The following is a 6,068-nucleotide window of genomic DNA, read 5'->3' as shown; positions in this document are numbered from 1 at the left end:
GTACTATTGCAGAAAAAAGTACGTCAATCCATAATTTGTCAAACGACCGAGGAAACTGGCCGATTGCGTCCGTTCGGGCGATCGGTCAAATCAATGCGGTCATCTCGTTTTCCGCTGGACCAGCCATGCAAGCCGCAGCCAGACGACCCCGCACCAACCATCTTGATCTGGCGCAGCGCATCCTGGATGTGGCGCGCCAGCGCGGCTTCGAGCCCGGTGCACGCTTGCCCGAGCAGCAGATCGCGTCGCTGTGCAATGTCTCGCGCACGCCGGTGCGGGCGGCACTCGGCCTGCTCGCGGAACGGGGCGTCGTGCGCTGGGAGGCGGAGTCCGGTTATCATCTGGCCATCGACCTCACCGCGCAGGCTTCGGTCGCCACGGAATTGCCCGCTGCCGAGGAGGACGAGTTGGCCGAGGCGATCCTGCGCGACCGCTCGGCGCGGCGACTGGACCAGACGGTGACCGTCGCGGGATTGATGCGGCGCTACAGTGCCGAGCGCAAGACGGTATTAAAAGCGTTGAACAAACTGACCGAAGAGAATCTGCTGGATCGTGCGCCTGGCCAGTCCTGGCTGTTTCGGCGCACGCCCGACGATCCGGAAGCGCAAGGCGACAGCTACGAGTTCCGCTTGCTGCTCGAGCCCGCGGCCATCCTGACGCCCGGCTTCAGGCTGGACGGCGCGCGGGCGGCGACGTTGCGCCAGGCTATGGAAGCGCTGGTGACGCTGCCGGACGCCGCCTTCGACACACGCGAGTTCCAGCGATTGGACATCGATTTTCACGGCATGCTCGCCGAGGGCAGCGCCAACCGCTTCATCGCCGACGCGCTCGCCGATCACCTCAGGCTGCGCCGGCTGCCGGGCATCTATGCCGGCGTCAACGTCTTCCGATTGCGGCAATCGCTGCGCGAACACCTTGTCATACTCGACCATCTTGAAAGCCTGCAGTATGAGGTGGCTGCCGATCTGCTTCGCATTCATCTGCGGCTCTCCCGCAACCAGCGACCGCAAGCGGCCAGCCGCGGGGCTCCCGCGCTGTTCGGCACGATCAGCCGGCCGGAATGACGAGGATTAATTGACGCGTAAAGCCAGCCCGACCATCGCGCTGTTTCCCGAAGCAAGCTTCGGCGCGGCGTTGAATTGCGTCGGCATCGCGCAGGCGCTGCGTGCGAAAGGCGCCCGGCCCGTCTTCATCTGCCATGCCGGTTTCTCCGGCGTCTTTGCCGACTATGGTTTCCAGGAATACCAGTTGCCAACCGACGAGCCGCTGAGCGAGAGCCAACGTCAGAGCTACTGGCAGGCTTTCGTGCGCCGGCACCTGCCGCATTTCAGGCTGAGCCCGATCGACCAGCTTGAGACCTATGTCGCTCCGACCTGGCAGGCCATCGTCGACACCGCGGTCAATGCCGAGGCGCCGCTGCGCCAATTGCTGGCACGGCTCAAGCCGGATGCCGTGGTGCTCGACAATGTCATCATGTTCCCGGCGATCGCCGCCGCCGGCTGTCCGTGGGTGCGCGTCGTCTCCTGCGCCGAGACCGAGCTGCCGGACGCCAATGTGCGGCCCTATCTGTCGGGGCTTGGCGTGGACGACCCGCAACGCGCGGCGTTCGAGGCCAGGTATCTGGCGGCTTGCGCGCCGGCGCATGACCGCTTCAACCGCTTCCGGGCGGATGCCGGACTGGGGCCGCTGCCGAAGGGTCAGTTCCTCGAGACGTCGCCCGATCTCAACCTGCTGCTGACGCCGACGATCGTGCGCCGCGAGCGTGCCGAGCCGCTCGACCCCGCGCGCTTCGTCTATCTCGAGGGCTGCGTGCGTTCTGAAGGGCCGTTCGAGGTGCCGGTGTTCCCGCGCAATGGCGGGCCGCTGGTCTATGTCAGCTTCGGCAGCCTGGGTGCCATGGATGTCGGCCTGATCGAGCGCATGCTGGTGGTGTTCGACAGGCTGCCGGCGCGCTTCATCGTCAATGCCGGCGGCCTGCGCGACGCTTACCGCGCGGTGCCGGACAATGTCTATCTCGACGCCTGGTTTCCGCAGCCCTCGGTGGTGGCGAAGTCGGATCTGTTCATCCATCACGGCGGCAACAACAGTTTTTGCGAAGCGCTGCGCTTCGGCGTGCCGTCGCTGATCATGCCCTATTGCTGGGATGGACACGACAACGCGCAACGCGCCGAAGAGACCGGCACCGGCGACCATATCGGCCGTGACGGCTGGACCGAAGGAGTGTTGGAGAAAGCCATTCTCGGCCTGCTGGCCGACGATGCCATGCGCGCCCGCCTCAAGGACAATGCAGCCCAAATGGCGCTGAAACCCGGAACGGATGCGGCCGCGCAAGCCATACTCTCTCTGATACGGATTTGAACGAAAATGCCTGACAACAACACGAACATCTCGCTCTCCAGCGGCAACGATGCCAAGGCCTGGCTGGCCCGGCACGGCATCAACGAAGTCGAGTGCCTGGTGCCCGACATGAACGGCGTCCTGCGCGGCAAGGCCTTGCCGACGGCCAAATTCCTCCAGGCGCTTGAAGACCGCGCGCTCTATCTGCCGAGCAGCGCTTTCCTGGTCAGCATCGACGGCCGCTATTCCGGCTCGATCGACGAGGGTTTTGCCTATTCGGATCCGGACATGCGCATGGTGCCTGATGTATCGACGCTCTGCCTGGCGCCGGGTGCCGCTCCCGGCAAGGCCTATGTCTTTGCCGATGCCTTCCATATGGACGGCCGGCCCTGGATGGCCTCGCCGCGCCATGTGCTCAGGGCCGTGCTCGACCTCTACGCCAAGCGCGGCTGGCGGGCGGTGGTGGCGCCCGAGGTGGAATTCTATCTCACCGCGCCCAATCCGGATCCGGACCGTCCGCTGACCGCCCCGGTCGGCGCCAATGGCCGCGCCGAGACCGTGCAGCATCCCTACGATATGGCCGGGCTCGAGGAGTTCGAGCCGGTGATCCGCCGCATTTACGATTATGCGGCGGCGGCCGGCCTGCCGCTCGACACGCTGATCCATGAGTCGGGAACCGCGCAGTTGGAGATCAACTTCCTGCATGGCGATGCGCTGCCGCTGGCCGACAAGGTGCTGCTGTTCAAGCGGCTGACGCGCCAGGCCGCGCAGCAAAGCGGCATGCACGCCACCTTCATGGCCAAGCCGATCGCCGCACAGGCCGGCAGCTCCATGCATCTGCACATGTCGGTCATCGACGAGGCCGGCAGGACTTTGTTTGCCGGCAGCGACGATGCCGACACCGCAATGTTTGGCCACTTCATCGGCGGCCTGCAGAAATATGTCCCCGAAATCATGCCGCTGTTCGCGCCCAACGTGAACTCGTTCCGCCGCATCAGGCCGAACCACAGCGCGCCGGCCAACATCGAATGGTCGCATGACAACCGCTCCTGCGGCCTGCGCGTGCCGGCCGGCGGCCGCGCCGCGCGGCGGGTGGAGAACCGGCTTCCGGGCGCGGATTCCAATCCTTACCTGGCGATCGCCGGCTCGCTGCTTGCCGGCTATCTCGGCGTCGAGCAGAAACTGGCGCGCTCGCCCGAGGCGTCGGGCAATGCCTACAAGATCAAGAGCACGCTGCCGAAGACGATGGAGGAGGCGCTCGATCGTTTCGAGGCTTGCGGCCCGGTGCGGGAACTGCTCGGCGAGGATTTCTTCCAGACTTATCTGCGCGTAAAGAGCGTCGAGCTCGACCTGTTCCAGGGCGTGGTGACGAGCTGGGAACGCGACCACCTTCTGCTGAAGGTGTGATCATGGCTTCCAGTTCAACGGGCTTCAATTCGGGCCTCGATATCGCAAAATCCTATTATGTCGCCACCGCCAATCCGGCGCCGGACCATCCGGCGCTGGTCGGCGACGTCGACACCGACCTGGTTGTCGTCGGCGGCGGCTGCACCGGCCTGTCGGCCGCCCTTCACGCCGCCGAGCGCGGGTTGAAGGTGGTGCTGCTCGAAGGCGGCAAGATCGGTTGGGGGGCGTCGGGCCGCAATGGCGGCCAGATGATCCCCGGCCTGCGCAAGGGCGCCAAGGGCCTGGTCAAGCTCTACGGGCCGGAGCGGGCAAAGGTGCTGTTCGATCTTGCGTTCGAGGCGCGTGGGCTGGTGCTCGACATCATCGAGCGCCATGCCATCGATTGCGATCTCAGGCTGACCGGCCATCTGGTCGGCGCGGTCAACGGTTCCGACCTCAAGGATCTCGAGGAAGAGGTCGAGTGCCTGGCTACGGTGATGAAGTTCCCGCACGCCGAAATCCTGTCGGCGGCGGAAGCCCGAGCCAAGGTCGACACACCCTATCATGGCGCGATGTATGAGCCGCTCGGCGGCCACATGCATCCGCTGAACTACACGCTCGGCCTTGCCCGCGCGGCGATTGCTGCCGGCGTCGTCATCCATGAGAATTCGGTGGCGGTGAAGCTGGAGCGTGAGCCTTCGATCCGGATCTCGACGGCAAAGGGATCGGTGCGTGCAAAACATGTCGTGCTGGCCGGTGACGCTCTGCTCGATGGGCTGGAGCCGCGCGTCAACAGCCGCATCATGCCGGTTGGCAACTACATCGTCGCCACCGAGCCGCTGGAGGGCAAGCGCAATGTCATCCCGGCCAATGTCGCGGTGTCCGACACACGCTTCGTCGTCAACTATTACCGGATGTCGGCGGACGGCCGGCTGCTGTTCGGCGGCGGCGAGCGCTACACGCCGTCACCGCCGGCCGATATCGCCGGCTTCGTGCGGCCGCATATGGAAGCCACCTTCCCGCAACTTCAGGGCTGCCGCATCGATCACGCCTGGGGCGGGCTGGTGTCGGTGACGACATCCAGGCTGCCGCATGTCGGGCACTATGGCGAGGTCTATTTCGCGCATGGCTATTCCGGCAAGGGCGTCATCCTGTCGACGCTGTCGGGCAAGCTCCTGGCCGAGGCGATCGCCGGCGACGCCTCGCGGCTCGATCTGTTCTCGACGCTCACCCCGATGCCATTCCCCGGCGGCACGGCGCTGCGCGGTCCGCTCTATGTGCTGGGCATGCTGTGGTATGCCATGCGGGATCGCATCAAGCATTGAGGGTCGGCGGGGCGGCGGCGAATTGCAAAACGCCGCGATCCTTCGCGCCCCCCTCAGTCCTGCCGGACATCTCCCCCTCAAGGGGGGAGATTGGCAGATTGGTGGCTTCGCCCATTCCTGCGTCGTTGGAGATTGGCGAAAGCCGGCGTGACGTCCGATCTCCCCCCAAGAGGGGGAGATGCCCGGCAGGGCAGAGGGGGGCGCTGTCCCGCCGACGGTGAAGGTTGTTGGAGAAGGCCTCTTAAACCACAAAAAAATCTTCAATCCGCTGCCTGGCCTCCAGCAGCGCCGGCAGAATCTCCCGCTCCATCTCCGCGACGGAGAACCGCGCCGATTGCGTCGAGACGTTGATGGCCGCGACCGTGCGTTCTGCGCGGTCGCGGATCGGCACGGCGATCGAGCGCAGGCCGAGTTCCAGTTCCTCGTCGACGATGGCAAAGCCGTCCGCTTTCGCCTTGCCGATGGCGTTGGCTAACAAACACCTGTCGGTGATCGTCTTCGGCGTCCGTCTCTCGATCGTCGCCTGGCCGAGGAATGCGTCCAATTCCTGAGGCGTCAGACCGGCAAGCAGGATGCGTCCCATCGAGGTGCAATAGGCCGGCAGCCTGGTGCCGACATCGAGCGACACGCTGAGGATGCGGCGGCCGGGAATACGGGCGACATAGACGACATCGGCACCCGACAGGATCGCCGCCGAACAGGCCTCGTTCAGCTGTGCGGCGACCGCGCGCATGATGGGTGCGGCGAAGGCCCAGAGCGAGGCGCCGCCGAGCCAGGTGCGGGCGATCGTCAGCAAGCGTGGCGACAGCGAGAACACGCGGCCGGCTTGCGTTGCATAGCCGGTGGCGGTGAGCGTCAGCAGAAAGCGGCGGGCGCCGGCGCGGGTCAGGCCCGCTTCCTCGGCCATTTCGGTCAGCGTCATGCCCGAGGGATGCCGAGCCAGGATCTCCATGACGGCAAGGCCGCGCTCGAGCGAGCCGACATGATCACGGGAAGCGGCTTCTTCGTCCATCTCAACTC

The 6,068-nt window shown here is 65.5% G+C and carries 5 protein-coding genes; 4 read left to right on the top strand and 1 reads right to left on the bottom strand.

Translation table 11 applies throughout. From position 1 onward, the window contains the following. Positions 1-125: 125 nt before the first annotated feature. The 4 genes from EN969_RS13360 to EN969_RS13345 are packed head-to-tail and all read left to right on the top strand — an operon-like array spanning position 126 to position 5,048. Positions 126-1,064 carry a GntR family transcriptional regulator gene (locus EN969_RS13360; RefSeq protein ID WP_063169494.1) on the top strand — a complete coding sequence of 313 codons (939 nt, stop codon included), beginning with the start codon at positions 126-128 and terminating at the stop codon, positions 1,062-1,064. 10 nt (positions 1,065-1,074) lie between these two features. Next, positions 1,075-2,358 (top strand): glycosyltransferase, encoded by a 1,284-nt coding sequence (locus EN969_RS13355; protein ID WP_127419171.1) that lies wholly within the window; start codon positions 1,075-1,077, stop codon positions 2,356-2,358. A gap of 6 nt (positions 2,359-2,364) precedes the next feature. Beyond that, complete coding sequence (locus tag EN969_RS13350) at positions 2,365-3,744, top strand: glutamine synthetase family protein (RefSeq protein ID WP_063169493.1); 1,380 nt, start codon at positions 2,365-2,367, stop codon at positions 3,742-3,744. 2 nt (positions 3,745-3,746) lie between these two features. Then, positions 3,747-5,048, top strand: a complete 1,302-nt coding sequence (locus EN969_RS13345; protein ID WP_063169492.1) for an FAD-binding oxidoreductase — start codon at positions 3,747-3,749, stop codon at positions 5,046-5,048. A gap of 241 nt (positions 5,049-5,289) precedes the next feature. On the opposite strand, the gene EN969_RS13335 is transcribed toward EN969_RS13345, so the two are convergent. Beyond that, the gene (locus tag EN969_RS13335; RefSeq protein ID WP_027163027.1) at positions 5,290-6,060 is read right to left on the bottom strand and encodes an IclR family transcriptional regulator C-terminal domain-containing protein; all 771 of its coding nucleotides are present in this window, start codon (positions 6,058-6,060) and stop codon (positions 5,290-5,292) included. Positions 6,061-6,068 lie beyond the last annotated feature (8 nt).

Source organism: Mesorhizobium sp. M7A.F.Ca.CA.003.01.2.1, assembly GCF_003998945.1.
Classification (GTDB): Bacteria; Pseudomonadota; Alphaproteobacteria; order Rhizobiales; family Rhizobiaceae; genus Mesorhizobium; species Mesorhizobium ciceri.
Note: the sequence above shows the minus strand (reverse complement) of the source record. Positions and strands in the feature narration are given on the sequence as shown.

Coding starts and splice junctions, on each gene's coding strand:
- EN969_RS13335 (WP_027163027.1), bottom strand. CDS start 6,060: ATGGACGAAGAAGCCGCTTCCCGTGATCATGTCGGCTCGCTCGAGCGC.
- EN969_RS13360 (WP_063169494.1), top strand. CDS start 126: ATGCAAGCCGCAGCCAGACGACCCCGCACCAACCATCTTGATCTGGCG.
- EN969_RS13345 (WP_063169492.1), top strand. CDS start 3,747: ATGGCTTCCAGTTCAACGGGCTTCAATTCGGGCCTCGATATCGCAAAA.
- EN969_RS13350 (WP_063169493.1), top strand. CDS start 2,365: ATGCCTGACAACAACACGAACATCTCGCTCTCCAGCGGCAACGATGCC.